Source organism: Saccharothrix sp. S26 (assembly GCF_021390395.1).
In the GTDB taxonomy this organism is placed as follows: Bacteria; Actinomycetota; Actinomycetes; order Mycobacteriales; family Pseudonocardiaceae; genus Actinosynnema.
On sequence record NZ_JAJUWT010000001.1, the window covers coordinates 1 to 17,298 of the forward strand.

20 protein-coding genes and 2 rRNA genes are annotated in these 17,298 nt (G+C 70.9%); 15 read left to right on the top strand and 7 right to left on the bottom strand.

All coding sequences use genetic code 11. The features are described from left to right. From LZG04_RS00005 to LZG04_RS00015, 3 genes are all read left to right on the top strand, one after another. Positions 1 to 132, top strand: a 23S ribosomal RNA gene (locus LZG04_RS00005); the annotation flags it as partial. A 108-nt stretch (positions 133 to 240) separates the two neighbouring features. Continuing rightward, a 5S ribosomal RNA gene (gene rrf, locus LZG04_RS00010) occupies positions 241 to 357 on the top strand. Between the two features lie 70 nt (positions 358 to 427). After that, the gene (locus LZG04_RS00015) at positions 428 to 1,291 is read left to right on the top strand and encodes a GNAT family N-acetyltransferase (protein WP_233812157.1); all 864 of its coding nucleotides are present in this window, start codon (positions 428 to 430) and stop codon (positions 1,289 to 1,291) included. On the opposite strand, the gene LZG04_RS00020 is transcribed toward LZG04_RS00015, so the two are convergent. From LZG04_RS00020 to LZG04_RS00030, 3 genes are read right to left on the bottom strand one after another with little or no spacing between them, the layout of a single operon-like run. After that, entirely contained in the window at positions 1,272 to 1,478 is a 207-nt protein-coding gene (locus tag LZG04_RS00020; protein WP_233812158.1) for a helix-turn-helix transcriptional regulator, read from the bottom strand. The genes LZG04_RS00015 and LZG04_RS00020 overlap by 20 nt on opposite strands. Then, entirely contained in the window at positions 1,475 to 1,990 is a 516-nt protein-coding gene (locus tag LZG04_RS00025) for a hypothetical protein (protein WP_233812159.1), read from the bottom strand. The genes LZG04_RS00020 and LZG04_RS00025 overlap by 4 nt, the downstream gene beginning before the upstream one ends. Before the next feature lie 26 nt (positions 1,991 to 2,016). Next, positions 2,017 to 2,481 carry an Lrp/AsnC family transcriptional regulator gene (locus tag LZG04_RS00030; protein ID WP_233812160.1) on the bottom strand — a complete coding sequence of 155 codons (465 nt, stop codon included), beginning with the start codon at positions 2,479 to 2,481 and terminating at the stop codon, positions 2,017 to 2,019. A 79-nt stretch (positions 2,482 to 2,560) separates the two neighbouring features. Here LZG04_RS00030 and LZG04_RS00035 point away from each other — a divergent pair, with 79 nt between their 5' ends. The 6 genes from LZG04_RS00035 (at position 2,561) to LZG04_RS00060 (ending at position 9,153) form a co-directional block, all read left to right on the top strand. Continuing rightward, positions 2,561 to 3,004, top strand: coding sequence for a rhodanese-like domain-containing protein (locus LZG04_RS00035; protein ID WP_233812161.1), 444 nt, complete (start codon positions 2,561 to 2,563; stop codon positions 3,002 to 3,004). A gap of 14 nt (positions 3,005 to 3,018) precedes the next feature. Beyond that, positions 3,019 to 3,756, top strand: a complete 738-nt coding sequence (locus tag LZG04_RS00040; protein ID WP_233812162.1) for a type 1 glutamine amidotransferase — start codon at positions 3,019 to 3,021, stop codon at positions 3,754 to 3,756. 126 nt (positions 3,757 to 3,882) lie between these two features. Then, a complete protein-coding gene (locus tag LZG04_RS00045; RefSeq protein ID WP_233812163.1) occupies positions 3,883 to 5,016 on the top strand; it encodes an inorganic phosphate transporter in 1,134 nt (377 codons plus the stop codon). Next, the gene (locus LZG04_RS00050) at positions 5,013 to 5,237 is read left to right on the top strand and encodes a hypothetical protein (protein WP_233812164.1); all 225 of its coding nucleotides are present in this window, start codon (positions 5,013 to 5,015) and stop codon (positions 5,235 to 5,237) included. The genes LZG04_RS00045 and LZG04_RS00050 overlap by 4 nt, the downstream gene beginning before the upstream one ends. A gap of 31 nt (positions 5,238 to 5,268) precedes the next feature. After that, positions 5,269 to 8,211: a bifunctional [glutamine synthetase] adenylyltransferase/[glutamine synthetase]-adenylyl-L-tyrosine phosphorylase gene (locus LZG04_RS00055; protein ID WP_233812165.1), complete on the top strand. Its 2,943-nt coding sequence runs from the start codon at positions 5,269 to 5,271 to the stop codon at positions 8,209 to 8,211. Positions 8,212 to 8,223: 12 nt separating this feature from the next. Continuing rightward, positions 8,224 to 9,153 (top strand): NADP-dependent oxidoreductase, encoded by a 930-nt coding sequence (locus LZG04_RS00060; RefSeq protein ID WP_233812166.1) that lies wholly within the window; start codon positions 8,224 to 8,226, stop codon positions 9,151 to 9,153. 46 nt (positions 9,154 to 9,199) lie between these two features. On the opposite strand, the gene LZG04_RS00065 is transcribed toward LZG04_RS00060, so the two are convergent. Continuing rightward, a complete protein-coding gene (locus LZG04_RS00065) occupies positions 9,200 to 9,415 on the bottom strand; it encodes a hypothetical protein (RefSeq protein WP_233812167.1) in 216 nt (71 codons plus the stop codon). Between the two features lie 189 nt (positions 9,416 to 9,604). Between LZG04_RS00065 and LZG04_RS00070 the strand changes: the two genes are divergently transcribed. Then, entirely contained in the window at positions 9,605 to 10,243 is a 639-nt protein-coding gene (locus tag LZG04_RS00070; RefSeq protein ID WP_233812168.1) for a hypothetical protein, read from the top strand. Next, positions 10,244 to 10,642, top strand: coding sequence for a YkvA family protein (locus LZG04_RS00075; RefSeq protein WP_233812169.1), 399 nt, complete (start codon positions 10,244 to 10,246; stop codon positions 10,640 to 10,642). Here the strand turns inward: LZG04_RS00075 and LZG04_RS00080 are convergent. Then, the gene (locus LZG04_RS00080) at positions 10,636 to 10,914 is read right to left on the bottom strand and encodes a hypothetical protein (RefSeq protein ID WP_233812170.1); all 279 of its coding nucleotides are present in this window, start codon (positions 10,912 to 10,914) and stop codon (positions 10,636 to 10,638) included. The genes LZG04_RS00075 and LZG04_RS00080 overlap by 7 nt on opposite strands. Positions 10,915 to 11,065: 151 nt before the next feature. Continuing rightward, on the bottom strand, positions 11,066 to 12,490 hold the full coding sequence (glnA, locus tag LZG04_RS00085; RefSeq protein WP_141978957.1) for a type I glutamate--ammonia ligase: 1,425 nt from the start codon (positions 12,488 to 12,490) through the stop codon (positions 11,066 to 11,068). Positions 12,491 to 12,684: 194 nt separating this feature from the next. Between glnA and LZG04_RS00090 the strand changes: the two genes are divergently transcribed. After that, a complete protein-coding gene (locus LZG04_RS00090) occupies positions 12,685 to 13,158 on the top strand; it encodes an RDD family protein (RefSeq protein WP_233812171.1) in 474 nt (157 codons plus the stop codon). A gap of 69 nt (positions 13,159 to 13,227) precedes the next feature. On the opposite strand, the gene LZG04_RS00095 is transcribed toward LZG04_RS00090, so the two are convergent. Continuing rightward, positions 13,228 to 13,968 (bottom strand): DUF4191 domain-containing protein, encoded by a 741-nt coding sequence (locus tag LZG04_RS00095; protein ID WP_233812172.1) that lies wholly within the window; start codon positions 13,966 to 13,968, stop codon positions 13,228 to 13,230. A 63-nt stretch (positions 13,969 to 14,031) separates the two neighbouring features. Between LZG04_RS00095 and LZG04_RS00100 the strand changes: the two genes are divergently transcribed. From LZG04_RS00100 to LZG04_RS00110, 3 genes are all read left to right on the top strand, one after another. Then, positions 14,032 to 16,098, top strand: coding sequence for an ATP-dependent DNA helicase UvrD2 (locus tag LZG04_RS00100; protein WP_374202776.1), 2,067 nt, complete (start codon positions 14,032 to 14,034; stop codon positions 16,096 to 16,098). 574 nt (positions 16,099 to 16,672) lie between these two features. Continuing rightward, positions 16,673 to 17,071 carry a WhiB family transcriptional regulator gene (locus LZG04_RS00105; RefSeq protein WP_233812174.1) on the top strand — a complete coding sequence of 133 codons (399 nt, stop codon included), beginning with the start codon at positions 16,673 to 16,675 and terminating at the stop codon, positions 17,069 to 17,071. Further along, complete coding sequence (locus LZG04_RS00110; protein WP_233812175.1) at positions 17,068 to 17,295, top strand: hypothetical protein; 228 nt, start codon at positions 17,068 to 17,070, stop codon at positions 17,293 to 17,295. Before LZG04_RS00105 ends, LZG04_RS00110 begins: the two co-directional genes overlap by 4 nt. The last annotated feature ends 3 nt before the right edge of the window (positions 17,296 to 17,298 follow it).

Sequence of the window (17,298 nt, forward strand, 5' to 3'; positions counted from 1 at the left end):
CCTGTTCCTAGATGAGGTATCCCACCCTTTGTGGGTTAAGGCCCCCAAGAGACTATTGGGTTGATAGGCCGGAGATGGAAGGTCGGTAACGGCTGGAGTTGACCGGTACTAATAGGCCGAGGACTTGTCATGAAAATGCTACGCATCCACTGTGCGGTTCTGAAAGAACCGAACCGGACCACCTGGTCGGGCACGAGAGTGTCTGGGGCGGGTGCCTACGGGTTGGTAATTTCATAGTGTTTCGGTGGTCATAGCGGTTGGGGAACACCCGGTCCCATTCCGAACCCGGTAGTTAAGCCTTCCAGCGCCGATGGTACTGCACTCGTGAGGGTGTGGGAGAGTAGGACGCCGCCGAACATATTTTCGCCTTCAGGGGCACTCGACATGTCGGGTGCCCCTGAAGGCTTTTTTGCGTTACGGTCCGCTCATGGCCGAGGTGACGAGACACGACGACCTGGCGGAGTTCTGGGCGCTGACGGGCGACTTCTTCAACGCCGACCCGGTGGTCCACACGGTCCCGATCGCGGCGATCGACCGCAGGCTCAACCACGCCGACCCGGACGACGAGCCGCCGCTGCTGGTCAGCGTCACGCACGACGGCGTGCTGGTGGCCGCGGCCCTGCGCACGCCGCCGTGGCCGTTGACGTTGAGCGGTGTGGCACCGGAGTGGGCGGAGGTCGTCGCGGAAGCCCTGGCCGGTGACGTGGAACTCCCCGGCGCGAACGGCCCCCGCGAGTCGGTGGAAGCGTTCGTCGTCGCCTGGGCCGCCCGCACCGGGTGCAGTGCCCGCGAGCACATGGCACAGCGCCTGTACGAGCTGGGCGACCTCGTCACACCGGACGTGCCCGGCTCCGCACGCCTGGCGACCCCGGACGACCTCGACCTGCTCAGCCGGTGGCGCACCGACTTCGCCGACGAGGCGGGCGTCCACGCGGACGAGGAGAACAGCGTGGAGCGGTCCCGGCACATGCTGGAGGTCGGCATGGCAGCCGGGCAGGGGCACGTGATCTGGTGCCAGGGCGACACGCCCGTGGCGTGGGCGGGGGTGGGCGCGCCCGTGTCCGGCATGTCCCGCATCGGCCCGGTCTACACCCCGCCCGAGCACCGCCGGCACGGCTACGGCGCGGCCGTCACGGCGGCCTGCGCCTCTTGGGCACGGGAGAAGGGCGCGGAGCACATCGTCCTCTACACCGACCTGGCGAACCCGACGTCGAACTCGATCTACCAGCGGATCGGGTTCCAACCGGTGGTCGACTCGGCGTCGTTCGTGTTCACCCCGGCCGGTGGCTGAGCAGGTCGCCCGGCTGGCAGTCCAACACGTCGCACAGGGCGGTCAAGGTGCTGAACCGGATCGCCCTGGCCCGGCCGTTCTTGAGGATCGACAGGTTGACCACGGTCACGCCGACGCGGTCCGCCAACTCCGTCAACGTCATCCCGCGCTCGGCCAGCAGCCGGTCGAGGTGCACCTGGATGCTCACACGGTCCCCTCCAGGTCCGCGCGCATCTCCGCGCTCGCCCGCATGATCTTCGCCAACGTCAGCAGCCCCGCGCCGGTGACGACCGCCCACCACGGGACGTCCCACTCGCCGAAGAACGCCAACGTCCCGGCATCGTAGGTGACGGCGGCGTGCACCAAGGTGGTGCGCGCGATCGACGCCACGCAGGTCGCCCCGAGGACGACCCACAGCAGGTAGTGGCCGAGCCGCCGCACGCGGACCGCCGTGTCGAACGTGTGGACGCCTTCGTGGGCTGCCCTCTTGAGCACGAGCAAGAGCACCAGCAGCGTGGAGACGTAAGCGCACGGGCCGGCCGCGTCCGCGACGAAGCCGAGCACCCGCTGCCAGAGTGCCGGTTCCTGGACGCACAGCCACACCTCGCGCACCCCGTCGAGCGTGGTGCCGGGTGCGAGACCCCGGCTCTCGCCGACGTACGGCCAGTTCCGCGCGGCGAAGCACACCGGTTCGGCGAACATCGCGTGCAGGCGGACCACCGTGCCCAGGGCGAGCGCGCCCGCGGTCAGTGTGAAGCGATACCCCCGAAGACGTCCCGCGTCACGGGTCGGTTGCGGGCGTGGGAGGAGAACACCAGGGACGTGGTCGTGTCGCCGTAACGCTGGGCCCGCTCGACGAACTCCTCCAGCTCGACCATCGACCGGCACACCACGCGCAGCAGCCAGCAGTCGTCACCGGTCACGTGGTCGGCGTCGCGCACCTGGGCCAGCGTCACCACCCGCTCCCGGAACCGGGGCGTGTCGAGGCTGCGCACCCGGACCCGCACGATGGCCTCGATCGGCAGCCCGAGCCGGTGCGGGTCGACCACCGCCACGTACCCGGTGACGATGCCCGCCTGCTCCAGCCGCCGCACGCGTTCGGTCGCCGCGGGCGCGGACAGCGACACCCTCTTGGCCAGCTCGGTGAACGTCATCCGGCCGTCGCGCTGGAGCAGCTCCAACAACTTCCAATCCAGGTCGTCCAGTTCCACCGTGGAATCCTAAGCCGGACCCGCGCAACGCCTGGACTTCTGCATGGGGAAGAACACGCTGGTCAGCCACCATTTACCCATGACCAACACGCTCCGCTTCCCCGCCGCCGACCCCGCTGCCGCCGCCGCGTTCTTCGCCGCGGAACTGGCCTTCGAGGCCGACCCGGACGACGTGGTCCGCGACCTGAGGGCAGGCACCACCGAGGGCTTCCAGCTCGTCGAGACGCGCAGCGCCGAGGCGTTCGCCCGGCTGCGCATCCCCGGCGCGATCAACCTGCCGCACTGGGACGTGGACGAGACGACCACCGCGGGCTGGGACCGCGACCTCGTCTACGTCTGCTACTGCGAGAGCTTCGAGTGCAACGCCGCCACGAAGGGTTCGCTGAAGCTGTCCCGCCTCGGGTTCAAGGTGAAGCGGCTGGCCGGCGGCATCACCACCTGGCACGCGTCGGGCTACCCGGTCGAAGGCGACCAGGCCGCGACGCCGGACCGAAGCCCCCACGGGATCTCCTGCGACTGCTGACTACCCTCGGACGGGTGACGCGACTGCTTGTGCTGCAACCCGGCCACGACGACCCGATCGGCCGCCTCGGCGAGTGGTTGACCGCCGCCGGGGCGGTGCTGGAGGTGGTGAAGCCGTACGAAGAGCCGGTGCCGGAGTCACTCGACGGGTACCAGGGCCTGGTATGCCTGGGCGGCGCGATGGGCCCGCTGGACGACGCGGAGCACCCGTGGCTGGCGGACGTCCGCAAGCTGCTGTCGCACGCCGTGTCGCGGAGGCTGCCGCTGCTCGCGATCTGCCTCGGCGCGCAGCTGCTGGCGGCGGCCACCGGCGGGCAGGTGCGGCGCAACCCGCAGGGGCCCGAGATCGGCATGGACCTGGTGGCCAAGCGGGACACGGCGGGGAACGACCCGTTGTTCGCCGACCTGCCGTGGACGCCGGACGTGCTGCAGTTCCACTACGACGAGGTGGCCATCCTGCCGCCGACCGCGGTGCTGCTCGCGTCGTCGCCCAAGTGCGCCAACCAGGCGTTCCGCATCGGTGACCGCGCCTACGGGCTCCAGTTCCACGTCGAAACCACGCCGGAGGTGGTTTTGGGGTGGGCGTCGGGGTACCCGGACGGTGTGCCCGGTGCGCGTGCTGGAGCTCTCGACCCGGACCGGCTCGCGCGGGGTCACGAGGACATCCGGGAGGTGTGGCAACCGTTTGCCGAACGATTCGTGCGCCTGGCGGCCGGTGAGCTGACGATCCACCGGAGCCTGCCACTGGTGTGATGAACCTCCGCTGATGTGAGCGTTCATCGTCGAGACAGGTAGCGTTCACCCTGTCGTTGTGAGTGTTCATCGGCCAGACGGGTAGCGTTTACCTTCGACTGTGTCGATTCAGTTGGAGGAATCAGCGTGGATGCCTCGCTCCTCGTGATCATCGTGGTCGTCACGGCCCTGGTCTTCGACTTCACCAACGGCTTCCACGACACCGCGAACTCGATGGCGACCTCCATCGCCACCGGCGCGCTGCGACCCCGCACCGCCGTCGCGTTCTCGGCGGTGCTGAACCTGGTGGGCGCGTTGCTGTCGGTCGAGGTGGCCAAGACCATCTCCGGCGGGATCGTCGACGACGCCAGGATCACGCCCGCGATCGTGTTCGGCGGGTTGATCGGCGCGATCATGTGGAACCTGGTGACCTGGTACGTCGGGCTGCCGTCCAGCTCGTCGCACGCGCTGTTCGGTGGCCTGATCGGGGCGACCTGGATCGCCTCGGGCGCGGACGCGGTGCACTTCGCGAAGGTCGTGGACAAGGTCGTGGCCCCCGCGATCGCCGCGCCGCTGGTGGCGGGCATCGTGGCGATGCTGGCCACCTACCTGACCTACCGGCTGACCAAGCGGGCCCGCAAGTCGGTGACGGACAAGGGCTTCAAGGCGGGCCAGATCGCGTCGGCCGCGCTCATGTCCCTCGCGCACGGCACGAACGACGCCCAGAAGACGATGGGCATCATCACGCTCACGCTGATCACGGCCGGGACGCTCGCGCCCGGCTCCGCGCCGCCGCTGTGGGTGATCCTGAGCGCGGCGATCGCGATCGCGCTGGGCACGTACCTGGGCGGCTGGCGCATCACCCACACCCTGGGCAAGGGCCTGACCACGATCGAAGCGCCACAGGGCTTCGCCGCGCAGACCAGCGCGGCGACCGTGATCATGGCGTCCTCGCACCTGGGCTTCGCGCTGTCCACCACGCACGTCGCGTCCGGCGGCATCATGGGCTCCGGCCTGGGCCGCCGGCTCGACGGCGTGCGGTGGGGCGTGGCGGGCCGGATGGCCGCGGCCTGGGGCCTGACGCTGCCGGCGGCGGGCCTGGTCGGCGCGCTCGCGGGCAAGGTCGCCTCGCTGGGCACGCTGGGCGTGGTCGCCGTGGCGGCGGTCGGCGTGGGCGTGTCGCTGGTGATCTGGCTGCTGTCGCGCCGTGAGCCGGTGCGGCCCGAGCACGTGGTGGACGAGATCGCGGCGCAGGCCGAGACGCACAAGGTGGCGGCGTGAAGATCGACTGGGCGGCGTTGGCCGCCGTGTTCGGGGTGAGCCTCGCGGTGGTGGTGGGGCTGGTCGTGCTGTTCTCGGGTGGTCTGCGGGCCCTGTCGGCGCGTGAGGCGGCACGGGAGCGGCAGGCGTCGACGGCGCTGCCCACGGCCGCGGCGGGCCTGTGCCTGTTCGCGTGCGTGACCGTGGTGTTGTTCGGTATCTACTTGATCGTGGCCGGCTGAGCCTGCCCTCGGCGGACTACGGTGTTCGTCGATGACCGATCCAGCACGCCTCCCCACGTCCCCCGCCCGGTTCGGCCTGACCGAGGCGCGCAGCGGTGAGCACCTGCACGCGGCCGGGTGGTGGGAGGGGCGGCGGCCCAGCGAGGGCAACGAGCCGATCCTGGTGGCCCTGTCCCGCAGTCCGGACCCGGACCTGGCGCTGCGCGGGGTCGACCGGCTGCGCGTCGCGCTCGGTGACCGGTGGCCCGAGCTGGACCAGGCGTTGCGGGACAGCGAGGCGTTGCGCGGTCGGCTGCTGGCGGTGCTGGGCAGCTCCACGGCGCTGTCGGACTTCCTGGTCGCCAACCCCGACCGCTGGCACGGCCTGGTCGACGACGGGCCGGTGGACGCCGGGTCGTTCGCGCCCGCGCTGCTCGCCGCCGTCGAAGGGCTGACCGGTACCGACGCGGTGCGGGCGTTGCGGGTCGAGTACCGGGCGCTGCTGTGCCGGATCGCCGCCGCCGACCTCGCGCACGTGGTCGAGCCGGAGCAGCTGTACGTCAACTACGACGACGTGGCCAGCCTGCTGTCGGACCTGGCGGTGGCCGCGTTGCGGGCCTCGCTGGACGTGGCCGCGCGGCAGGTGCCGCGGTCGGACGAGTGCCGGCTCGCGGTGATCGCGATGGGCAAGTGCGGCGCGCGTGAGCTGAACTACGTCAGCGACGTCGACGTCGTGTTCGTCGGCGAGGGCGACCTGGCGGTGGCGACCCGGCTGGCCGGCGCGGTGATGCAGGTCGCGGGCCAGGCGTGCTTCGAGGTGGACGCGGCGCTGCGGCCCGAGGGCAAGGCGGGTGCGCTGGTGCGCACGCTGGACGGCCACGCCACCTACTACCAGCGGTGGGCGCGGACGTGGGAGTTCCAGGCGCTGCTCAAGGCGCGGCCGGTGGCCGGTGACGAGGAGCTGGGCCGGCGGTACATGGACGTGGTGCGCCCCCTGGTGTGGACGGCCGCGGAACGGGAGAACTTCGTGCCCGACGTGCAGGCCATGCGCCGCCGCGTCGAGGACCACGTGCCCGCCGGCCTGGCCGACCGGGAGCTGAAACTGGGCCGCGGTGGGCTGCGGGACGTGGAGTTCGCCGTGCAGTTGCTGCAACTCGTGCACGGTCGCGGTGACGAGGAGCTGCGCATCACCACGACCACGCAGGCGTTGGCCGCGTTGGGGCGGGGCGGGTACATCGGCCGCGCGGACGCCGCCGACTTCGGCCGCGCCTACCGGTTCCTGCGCACGTTGGAGCACCGGTTGCAGTTGCAGCGGATGCTGCGCACGCACCTGTTCCCGGCCGACGACGACGTGGCGGCGCTGCGGTGGCTGGCGCGTGCGGCGGGGTTGCAGGGCGAGGGCGGGCTGTCGGAGGGCCAGGTGCTGCTCGCCGAGTTCCGCAAGCGCGCCAACCAGGTGCGCAGGCTGCACGAGAAGCTGTTCTACCGGCCGCTGCTGCAAGCCGTCGCGAACGTGCCGACCGAGGCGCTGCGGTTGACCACGACCCAGGCGGCGGCGCGGCTGGCCGCGCTCGGGTATGCCGCGCCGGACGGCGCGCTGAAGCACATCGAGGCACTGACCAGGGGCGTTTCCCGGCGGGCGCGGATACAGACGGCCCTGCTGCCGGTGCTGCTGGACCTGTTCGCCACCACGCCGGATCCCGACGGCGGGCTGTTGGCGTACCGGAAGGTGTCCGAGGCGTTGGCCGAGACGCCCTGGTACCTGCGGCTGCTGCGGGACGAGGGCACGGTGGTCGACCGGCTGGCCGCGCTGCTGGGCACGTCGAAGCTCGTGCCGGACCTGCTCGTGCGCGCGCCCGAGGTGCTGCCGCTGCTGGCCGACACCGACGCGCTGGTCGGCCGCGACCCGATGACCATCGGCAACCCGCTGCGCAGCGCCGTGTCCCGGTACAGCGACTTGGACCGCGCGGTCACCGCCGCCCGGTCGTTGCGCCGCCAGGAGCTGCTGCGCGTGGCGGCGGCCGACCTGCTGGGCCTGGTGCCGTTGCGGACGGTGTGCGTGTCGCTGTCCGAGGTGTGGGTGGCGGTGTTGCAGGCGGCGCTGGACGCGGTGGTGCGGTCGGCCGGCGAGCGGTTGGCGTCGATCGCGGTCATCGGCATGGGCCGGCTCGGCGGGCGTGAGCTGGGGTACGGCTCGGACGCCGACGTGATGTTCGTGTGCGAGCCCGCGCCCGGCGTGACCGACGCCGACGCCGCCCGGTACGCGTCGTCGGTGGTGGAGCAGGTGCGGCGGCTGCTCAGCGCGCCCAGCCAGGACCCGCCGTTGCAGGTGGACACCGACCTGCGGCCGGAGGGCAGGCAGGGGCCCCTGGTGCGCACGCTGGACTCCTACCGGGCCTATTACGCGCAGTGGGCGGAGCTGTGGGAGGCGCAGGCGTTGCTGCGGGCGCGGTTCATCGGCGGTGACGCGGACCTCGGCGCGCGGTTCATCGAGATGATCGACCCGGTGCGCTACCCGGCGAAGGGCCTGGACGCGGGGGCCGTGCGGGAGATCCGGCGCATCAAGGCGCGCGTGGAGGCCGAACGGCTGCCGCGCGGCGCCGACCCGTCCACCCACACCAAGCTGGGTCGCGGCGGGCTCGCCGACGTCGAGTGGACCGTGCAGTTGCTGCAGTTGCAGCACGCGTTCGAGGTGCCCGGTCTGCGCACGCCGTCGACCGTGCGCGGGCTGCGTGCGGCGACCGAGGCGGGGCTGGTGTCCGAGGACGACTCGGCGGCGCTGATGGACGCGTGGGTGATGGCGACCGAGGCGCGCAACGCCGTCATGCTGGTCCGGGGCAAGGCCGGTGACCAACTGCCCGCGGTCGGGCGCGACCTGGCCGCGGTGGCGTCGGCGATGGGGCACGCGGTCGACCCCGGCGAGTTCCTCGACTCCTACCGGCGCACGACCCGGCGCGCGCGGGCCGTGATCGAGCGCATCTTCTACGGTTCCTGAACACTGGGGTCCGTGAAAGCGATCGCGCAGACCGAATTCGGAGATGCCGACGTCCTCGTGATGCGGGAGCTGCCCGACCCGCCCATCGCGCTGGACCAGGTGTTGGTCGAGGTGCGTGCCGCCGGGGTGAACCCGGTCGACCGGCTGGTGCGCATGGGGTACGTGGCGAGCACGACGCCGTGCCACTTCCCGTTGATCCCCGGCTGGGACGTGGCGGGGGTGGTGCGGGCCGTCGGGCCCGCGGTGGACGGCTTCGCCGTCGGCGACGAGGTGTTCGGCTACCAGCGCAAGGACCACGTGCAGCACGGCACGTACGCGCAGCTCGTGGCGGCCACCGAGCGCGGGCTGGCGCACAAGCCGGCGTCGTTGTCGTTCGAGGAGGCGGGTGGGCTGGCGCTGACCGGCCTCACCGCGTTGCAGGCGTTGCGCAAGGTCGGGGTGTCGTCCGGTGACACGGTGCTCGTGCACGCCGCCGCCGGTGGCGTCGGCCACCTGGCCGTGCAGGTGGCGCGTGTCCTCGGCGCGTCACGGGTGATCGGGACGGCGTCGCCGCGCAACCACGACTTCCTGCGGTCCCTCGGCGTGGAGCCGGTGTCCTACGGGGACGCGCTGGTGAACAACGTGGCCGAGCTGGTCGGCGGCGACGGGAAGGTCGACGTGGCGTTCGACTGCGTCGGCGGCGCGGCGCTCAACGACTCGCCCGCGCTGGTGCGCGACCCGGCCCGGATCGTGTCCATTGTGGATACCAACGTGCTGGAGCTCGGCGGCCGGTACGCCTACGCCAAGCCCGTGCGGGCGGACTTGGACTGGCTGGCCGAGCAGGCGGGGTCGGGCGCGGTGAAGGTGGAGGTGCAGCAGACGTTCCCGCTGGAGCAGGCCGCCGACGCGCACCGGCTGCTGGAGGGCAGGCACGTGCGCGGCAAGGTCGTGCTCACGGTGTGACGGCGGTGGTGAAGGGCCCCCGTCGAGGTGGGGGCCCTTCGCTGCCTCACTCCTCGTCGGCGGTCGGGACCGAGGTGAGCAGTTCGACGATCCACTCCTCGACGAGCGAGTCGTCGGACTCCTCGTCCTGGACGAGGCGGTTCGACACCCGGACGCCGAGGCCGAGCACGTCGGCTGCGCCGATCGCCTCGATCGCCTCGGCGGCGGAGTCGAAGATGTTGGTGGACAGCACCTGGGCGGGGGTTGCGACGTCATCAGACACGGCGCGACCCTAACCGCCCGCCCCGATCGGGGGACGGGCAGCCCTGGTGTCGACGGCGTGTTCACCGGGGACTACGGACCGTCGATCCGGGGTCGTCACGCATTGACTATTGGTGTTCCTTATGTCGAGACTGTCGACACTCCTGGGGGAGACTCACGTTCGCACGCGTGCGCCCGGACGAAGGACGTCATGGACGACGGAACCCACCGCAAGAAGAGCAGCGCGGCTCTGAAGATCGGCTTGGTCGTGCTCGGGGTGCTGGTCCTGCTCGGGGTGATCCAGGCGGTCACCGCCGGCACGGTCGGCGTGGGCGCGTTGAGCTTCACCGTGCGCGAGACCACCTCGGCCACCCCCACGTCCACGACTTCGGACGACGCCGTCGGTGGCTTGGACGGCGCGGTGGGCACGGCACCGTCCACCTCTGCCGCGGAGGAAGAAGCGCCGGCCGGTGCGGACGCCAAGGTGCTCACCGGGTCGTGGAAGCAGGCACGCGGCCTGCTCACCGTCGAGGTCACCAAGGTGGAGAACTTGGGCGGCCGCCTGAGGGTCTTCGTCACCGCGATAAACGCCAGCACGGCCAAGATGGACCTGCCGGTGGCGTCGGTCTCGGCGGTGGACGACACGCGGCGCGACTACGGCGCGTCCCCGTCGACCAGCCTGTGGCCCGCGACGATCGCGAAGAACTCGAGCATCAACGGCTTCCTCGACCTCGACCGCAAGGCCGGTCCCGACAGCACCGCGTTCTCGCTCACGTTCTCCGGGATCATCGGTCAGCTCGCGCCCACCGGCGGCGAGGTGATCGTGACCGGCATCCCGATCCCCAAGTAAGTGGACGTCCTCATCGGCGTGCTCGTGGGCCTGCTGGGCCTGTGGCTGCTGCTGCTCCTGGGCCTGTTCCTGGTCCGGCCGCGCGGCAAGGCGCTGAGCCAGGCCGTGCGCCTGCTGCCGGACGTGCTGCGCCTGGTCACCCGCCTGGCCCGCGACCACCGCGTCCCCCGCTCCGCGCGCGTGCGGCTGTGGCTGCTGCTGGCGTACCTCGCCCTGCCGTTCGACCTGGTCCCCGACTTCATCCCGGTGCTGGGTTACGCGGACGACGCCATCGCGGTGAGCTGGGTCCTGCGCTCCGTCATCCGTTCCGCGGGCCCCGAGGTGGTGGCCGAGCACTGGCCGGGCACCCCCGAGGGCCTGGCCGTGGTACACCGCTTGACGCGCACCGACCGTCAGTAGTCAGCCGGAGGCAGCGGCTCACTACCGCGCAGCTCCTCCAACCACCCCGCCACCTGCTCGTCGTCGTGCAGCCAACCCCGGTCGGGCCAACCGGGAAGATCAATGCCGTGCAGACGCCCCAGCGCCGTCCACACGACCGGATCCACCACCTCCACGTCCGCGGCGATGTACCGGTGCGCCCACCGATCAACCTCGTCCTGCGCCACCTCACCACTGAGCAACCGCTGGAACTGCTGCTCTACCTCAGCCCGGGACGGCGGCGTCAAACTCACGCGACCGAGTGTGCCACCACCACACCCACCCCTTGGTGACCAGCCGAGAAGGCCGAAGGCCGGGTGACTGGAGCAGTCACCCGGCCTTCGGCCTGTGGAGGATCAAGTGGCGCTCCGAACCGCCTAACGGCTGGTCAGAGCCCCGCGTCGATCACACGTCGTAGTAGAGCGCGAACTCGTAGGGGTTCGGGCGCAGGCGCAGCGGGTCGATTTCCTGCTCCCGCTTGAACGAGATCCAGGTGTCGATGACGTCCGGCGTGAAGACGCCGCCCTCCAGGAGGAACTCGTGGTCCGCCTCGAGGTTGTCCAGCACCGCGTCCAGGGACGCCGGCACCTGCTTGACGTCGCGGGCCTCCTCGGGCGGCAGCTCGTAGAGGTCCTTGTCGATCGGGGCCGGCGGCTCGATCTTGTTCTTCACGCCGTCCAGGCCGGCCATCACCATGGCCGAGAACGCCAGGTACGGGTTGCCCGACGAGTCGGGGCAGCGGAACTCGATGCGCTTGGCCTTCGGGTTGTTGCCCGTGATCGGGATGCGCACGCAGGCCGAGCGGTTGCGCTGGGAGTAGACCAGCGACACCGGGGCCTCGTAGCCCGGCACCAGGCGGTGGTAGGAGTTCACCGTCGGGTTGGTGAACGCCAGCAGCGACGGGGCGTGGTGCAGGATGCCGCCGATGTAGTGGCGCGCCGTGTCCGACAGGCCCGCGTAACCGGACTCGTCGTGGAACAGCGGCTGGCCGTCCTTCCACAGCGACTGGTGGGTGTGCATGCCCGAGCCGTTGTCGCCGAACAGCGGCTTCGGCATGAACGTCACGGTCTTGCCGGCCTGCCAGGCGGTGTTCTTGATGATGTACTTGAACAGCATCAAGTCGTCCGCGGCGTGCAGCAGCGTGTTGAACTTGTAGTTGATCTCGGCCTGGCCGCCGGTGCCGACCTCGTGGTGCGCGCGCTCGACCGTGAAGCCCTGCGCCTGCATGTTGAGGACCATCTTGTCGCGCAGGTCCGCGTAGTGGTCGGTCGGCGTGACGGGGAAGTAGCCGCCCTTGTACTTGACCTTGTAACCGCGGTTGCCGCCCTCTTCGTCGCGGCCGGTGTTCCAGGCGCCGGAGATGGCGTCGATCTCGTGGAAGGATGCGTTCGCGGTCGTGTCGAAGCGGATCGAGTCGAAGATGTAGAACTCCGCCTCGGCGCCGAAGTACGCGGTGTCCGCGATGCCCGACTCGGTGATGTACTGCTCGGCCTTGCGCGCGATGTTGCGCGGGTCGCGGCTGTACGCCTCACGGGTGAACGGGTCGTGCACGAAGAAGTTGACGATCAGCGTCTTCTCGATCCGGAACGGGTCGAGGCGCGCGGTGTACAGGTCGGGCAGCAGCAGCATGTCCGACTCGTGGATCGACTGGAAGCCGCGCACCGACGAGCCGTCGAACGCGAGGCCCTCGGCGATGGCGTCGGCGTCGAACGCGCTGGCGGGGAGCGTGAAGTGCTGCATCACGCCGGGCAGGTCGCTGAAGCGGACGTCGACGAACTTCACGCCCTCGTCGGAGATGAACTTCAGGACCTCGTCGGGATTCTTGAACACCCTCGTCGACTCCTCTGCTGCGGTGGGGGCGTGGTTGTACGCCGCTGCGTGGTGCGGCCTGCCATCGTGGCGAAACTAAGACCGTGGTGTTGCCCAGCCATCACCCGCGTGTTTCGCCAGTGTTAACGGGCGGCTCAGGTCGGGCAACCCGACCGCCGCTCCTCACCCGCTGAGCACGGCCTTACTCTGGTGGGGTGAGCAAGTGGACCGGTTCGTGGCTGTCAGGACACCGCTCGGCGTTGGAGCCCGGCGCCGACTCCGGTGACGGTACCGGGCAGCGCTGGCGGGGTGAACGGCTCGGCCTGCCGCAGTCGGGTCCGGGCTCGGTCGCGTCCACGGGCCGTCGCGCCATCGCCATCCTGGTCGACTTCGCCCTGTCGGGTGGGGTGGCGGGCCTGTTCACCATGCCGGACCTGCCGCGGAACTGGAGCCTGCTGGCCTGGTTCGCCATCACCGTCATCGCGGTCGGCTTCTTCGGCTTCACCCCTGGTCACGCGCTGTTCGGGCTGCGGGTCGCCCGGTTGGACGGCTCGGTGACGGTCGGTCTGCCCCGGGCCGCGCTGCGGACGGCGTTGATCTTCCCCATCATCCCGGCGGTGGTGTGGGACGCCGACGGCAGGGGCCTGCACGACAAGGCCGTGGGCACGGTGGTCATCCGGGTCCGCTGACCGGCCCGCCAAACGCCGCAGGCCCGCTCCGACGCGTGTCGGAACGGGCCTGACCTGCGAAAACCCTCGTCAGCGGCGACGCATGGCGCGCTGCACGTTGCGCATCTTCGCGCCCTGGGGCATCGGGCCCTTGGGCAGCGCCGCGCCGCGACTGGCCAGCGCGGACAGGCGGTTGTCGATCGTGTCGACCTGCGCGGTCGAGATGTTGCGCGGCAGCTTCATCAGGTGGCTCTGCAGCTTGCGCAGCGGCACCTGGCCGTCCTCGCCGCCCACGACGACGTCGTAGATCGGCGTCTCGCCGATCACCCGCGCCACCCGCTTCTTCTCCTGCGCGAGCAGGTTCTTCACCCGGTGCGGCGCGCCCTCGGCGACCAGCACCACGCCCGGCCGGCCGAGCACCCGGTGCACCATGTCACCGCTGGTCGTGCCCGCCACGGCCTGCGTCACGCGCCACTTGCCGCGCAGGTTGTCCAACGCCCACGCCGCCGCGCCCGGCTGGCCGTCGGCCTTCGCGTACACGGTCCGCTGCACCCGGCGACCGAACACGATGACCGCGAGCAGCGCGCCCACCGCGATGCCCATGGGGAGCAGCACCCACTGCATGTCCCAGATGAGGCCGATCAGGAACGCCGCGGCCGTCGCGCCCAGCAGGCACGCCAGCATCAACGGCACGAGCGCCTTGTCCTCGCGGCGCTGCATCTTGAACGCCTCGAAGATCTGGCTGCGCTTCGCCTTCGATGCCGCGCGCCGCGCCTTCGCCGCTTCCTTGGCAGCCGCCTTGGCGGCCGCCTTGTCCTGCTTACCAGCCATGCCCACCAGGATACGGCGCGGCGCGTCGCCCCATGACGGGAGTACTCGCCGACCTCTGCGAGGATGCAGCGCATGGACCGGCTGCTGGAGGGACTCGACCCGGAACAGCGCGCCGCCGTGGAAGCCCCGCGCGGCCCGGTCTGCGTGCTCGCGGGCGCCGGCACCGGCAAGACCCGCACCATCACGCACCGCATCGCGTACCTGGTCCAGCGCGGGCACGTCTCCGCCGGTCAAGTCCTCGCCGTCACGTTCACCGCACGTGCCGCGGGGGAGATGCGGACCCGGTTGCGCGCGCTGGGCGTGCACGGCGCGCAGGCCCGCACGTTCCACGCCGCCGCGCTGCGGCAACTGCGCTACTTCTGGCCGCGCGTCGTCGGCGGCGAGCAGTGGCAGTTGATCGACCGCAACAAGCTGCGCCTGGTCGCCCAGGCAGCCAACCGCGTGGGCCTGTCCACCGAGTCCGATTCGCTGCGCGACCTCGCGGGCGAGATCGAGTGGGCCAAGGCGTCGCTGGTCGCGCCCGACGACTACCCCCACGCCGCCGGCCGCACCAGCCGCGACACCCCCGCGCCCGCCGACCAGGTCGCCCAGGTCTACCGGACCTACGAGGAGCTGAAGAACCAGGCGCAGCTGCTCGACTTCGACGACCTCCTGCTGCACACCGCGGCGGCGTTGGAGGAGCACGGCGAGGTCGCCGAGGAGTTCCGCGACCGGTACCGGTGCTTCGTGGTGGACGAGTACCAGGACGTGACGCCCCTGCAGCAACGCGTGCTCGACGCGTGGCTTGGCGAGCGCGACGACCTGACCGTCGTCGGTGACGCGAACCAGACCATCTACTCGTTCGCGGGCGCCTCGCCGCGTCCGCTGCTGGACTTCCCCCGCCGGTTCCCCGAGGCCGTCGTGGTGCGGCTGGAGCGCGACTACCGGTCGACGCCGCAGGTCGTCGAGCTGGCCAACGAGGTGATCAAGTGGGCGCGCGGCCGGCCGGCAGGGTCGCGGCTGCGGCTGATCGGGCAGCGTCCGGACGGGCCGAAGCCGACGTTCACCGAGTTCGACGACGAGACGCTGGAGGCCGCGGCCGTCGCGCGGCGGGTGAAGGCGCTGCTGGACGAGGGCGTGCCGGCCAGCGAGATCGCCGTCCTCTACCGCGTCAACGCCCAGTCGGAGGTGTTCGAGCAGGCGTTGGCCGAGGTCGGCGTGCCCTACCAGGTGCGTGGCGGTGAGCGGTTCTTCCAGCGGGCCGAGGTGCGGCAGGCCATGGTGGCGCTGCGGTCGGCGGCGTCGCACGAGCCGACCGGCGAGCTGCCCAAGGTGGTGCGCGAGGTGCTGGCCGGGATCGGCCTGACCGACGAGCCGCCCGCCGGCGGGACGGCCCGGGAGAAGTGGGAGTCGCTGCTCGCGCTGGTCGAACTGGCCGAGGAACTGGTCACCACCGTCGACTCGGCGGACCTGCGCGCGTTCGTGGCCGAGCTGGAGATGCGTGCCGAGGCGCAGCACCCGCCGACGGTGGAGGGCGTGACGCTGGCGTCGCTGCACGCGGCGAAGGGCCTGGAGTGGGACGCGGTGTTCCTGGTCGGGCTGGTCGAGGGCACGTTGCCGATCCAGCACGCCGACGGCGACGACGCGGCGATCGAGGAAGAGCGCCGGTTGCTGTACGTGGGCGTGACGCGGGCGCGCGAGCACCTGTGGATGTCGTGGGCGTTGGCGCGGGCCGCGGGCGGTCGGCGTTATCGGCGGCGCAGCCGGTTCCTCTACGGGTTGGTGCCCGACGACCACCCGGCGTCGCGCACGGCCGCGAAGCGTGAGCCGCTGCAGAAGCGGCCCAAGCCGCAGTGCCGGGTGTGCGGGTCGGCGTTGGTGGACGCGCGGGCGATCAAGCTGAGCCGGTGCGCTTCGTGCCCGTCGGACGTGGACGAGGAGCTGCTGGCCAAGCTGCGGGCGTGGCGGGCGGACCGGGCGCGTGAGCTGAAGGTGCCCGCGTACGTGGTGTTCACCGACGCGACGCTGGTCGCGATCGCCGAGCAGCGGCCCGAGGACGTCGCCGGGCTGGTGTCGATCTCCGGCATCGGCGCGGCCAAGCTCGACCGGTTCGGTGACGACGTGCTGGCGCTGGTGCGCGGCGGTCGCTGACGGCTGCCCGCCGGCGGGCGGTCGCGTCCGTTCGCGTGGTCGCGTCCTGGCGCTCTGTACAGGGCAAACGCTGAATTTTCACTCGATCGACAGGTATTTGGAAAAACCTGTTGCACGCGTCCGGCGCGGGGTCATAACCTGCTCAGGCCGGGCGCGAAGCGCCCGCTGGGGATTCAAGAGCTAGCAGTCGAGTCGAGACCGCCCGAGGAGGTGACCTGTCGTGAACACTCCCATGTGCTTCGAGACGCCGGGTCGCCTGATGACCGGGGTGGCCTTGGCCGCAGGCGCTGCTCATGTCGCGGGGGAGAAGTCTGCCCGCGATCGCCACGCCCTCAAGTGGGGTGCTGAGCGAGTTCAGCTGATCCAGGTGCCGGCGCCGTACGCGCCGACCGTTGTCCCGACTCAGAACGTTGCGCCGTCCGCGCACGAGCGAAGTACCTGACCACCCTGTAGTCAGGCCACCAAGCTCACGAAGGCCGCGGACCCGTAACCGGATCCGCGGCCTTCGTGCTGTTCAGACCCGTTTTTCGAACGACAAAAACCCCATGCAACACCCTTGACAGGAGTCCACCTGATGTTGACCGCGACCGTCCCCATAAACGGGACGTTGTCCACCGAGCCGGAGCTCGCCGGAGCGGGTGTCGCTTCCTTGATCGACACCGCGCCCGACGCCGGCTTGGAGCTTCCTTGCCGTACCAACAACCCGGACCTGTGGTTCGCCGACGCGCCAGCGGAGCTGGAGGAGGCGAAGAGGTTCTGCGCCACCTGCCCCGTCATCGCCGAGTGCCTGGCCGGTGCGCTCGCTCGCCACGAGCCCTGGGGGGTCTGGGGCGGCGAGATCTTCGAGCGCGGAGCTGTGATCGCGCGCAAGCGTCCCCGTGGACGTCCGCGCAAGGACGCAGCACCCGTTGTTCCCGCGGCACCCGCCGCGACCGTTGTCCGGGGGGCTAACGACCAGGAGGCCGCCGCGTGACCACGTACCGATCCACCGCAGACGAATCGATGCTCGTCGAAGTCAACCCCAAGGGGAACCCCATGCTGCTCGAAGAAAACCTCGCCAGATCCCGAATGCATGACGCGGAGATATTCGCGCGACAGCATCGGCTGGCCCACCGCCTCGTCGTCGCCCGCAGGTGGCGTCGACTGGCCGGCTGGGCCCAGCGCAGGGCCGCCATGAAGGCCGCCCGCGCGATCTGATGC

What these genes read in the sequence shown, in the direction of transcription:
- LZG04_RS00055 (WP_233812165.1), top strand. Translation starts at nt 5,269, where the DNA reads ATGACCGATCCAGCACGCCTCCCCACGTCCCCCGCCCGGTTCGGCCTG.
- LZG04_RS00105 (WP_233812174.1), top strand. Translation starts at nt 16,673, where the DNA reads ATGTTGACCGCGACCGTCCCCATAAACGGGACGTTGTCCACCGAGCCG.
- LZG04_RS00015 (WP_233812157.1), top strand. Translation starts at nt 428, where the DNA reads ATGGCCGAGGTGACGAGACACGACGACCTGGCGGAGTTCTGGGCGCTG.
- LZG04_RS00035 (WP_233812161.1), top strand. Translation starts at nt 2,561, where the DNA reads ATGACCAACACGCTCCGCTTCCCCGCCGCCGACCCCGCTGCCGCCGCC.
- LZG04_RS00070 (WP_233812168.1), top strand. Translation starts at nt 9,605, where the DNA reads ATGGACGACGGAACCCACCGCAAGAAGAGCAGCGCGGCTCTGAAGATC.
- LZG04_RS00100 (WP_374202776.1), top strand. Translation starts at nt 14,032, where the DNA reads ATGCAGCGCATGGACCGGCTGCTGGAGGGACTCGACCCGGAACAGCGC.
- LZG04_RS00095 (WP_233812172.1), bottom strand. Translation starts at nt 13,968, where the DNA reads ATGGCTGGTAAGCAGGACAAGGCGGCCGCCAAGGCGGCTGCCAAGGAA.